This window comes from Streptomyces recifensis (genome assembly GCF_002154615.1).
GTDB lineage: Bacteria > Actinomycetota > Actinomycetes > Streptomycetales > Streptomycetaceae > Streptomyces > Streptomyces griseoluteus.
Genome location: NZ_MUNH01000376.1, coordinates 418 through 1,097 on the forward strand (window position 1 = coordinate 418; position 680 = coordinate 1,097).

A 680-nucleotide genomic window follows, 5' to 3' on the forward strand; every position below is an offset into this window, starting at 1 on the left:
TCCTCGTACCGCCGCTGGCATGTTCACCGGGTTACCAAGCGTCCTCGATATGTTGCTCATCAGGTCGGGGTCTTTGCCCGGCCCTGGTGCAGCAGGCCCGTAATCGACGGTCCGACGTCGCGTGGGTGCCCGGTGTTCATGCAAGGTCCGTGGGGCCCAGATGCGTAGTGGTAGGGAATCCTCTCGGATGTCCTCAGGTCCCGCAGGCCGTAAAACCTTTGTACTGCAACCTCGTGACGAGCGAAACCCCTGGCCGAACTTCTTTACTTTTAGGTTCAAACAGGGGTCAATTGGACGCCGCTGAGTTCCGGTCAGGCGGTCGCGCCCCGGCGCTTGCTGGCGTACCAGACGAGACCCGCGGTCGCGGCNNGCGACGACCGCCGGGCGGGGTGCGTGCAGCGAGGGCAGGCGCTGCTTGAGCCGCACCGGCTTGCGGAACTCAAGCACCGGCCAGCCGCGCGAGACCGCCTCCCGGCGCAGCGCGCGGTCGGGGTTGACGGCGTGCGGGTGGCCTACGGCCTGAAGCATGGGCAGGTCGGTGGCGGAGTCGCTGTAGGCGAAGCTGCGGTCGAGGTCGTACCCCTCGGAGGCGGCCAGCTCGCGGATGGCCTCGGCCTTGGTGGGGCCGTACGCGTAGTACTCCACCTCGCCGGTGAAGCAGCCGTCCTCGCCGACCACCA

The 680-nt window shown here is 67.6% G+C and carries 1 pseudogene; it reads right to left on the bottom strand.

Annotation, left to right across the window (positions count from 1 at the left end):
* Nucleotides 1-311: 311 nt before the first annotated feature.
* Nucleotides 312-680 (bottom strand): annotated as a pseudogene (locus tag CCN33_RS33135) (HAD family hydrolase); the annotation flags it as partial.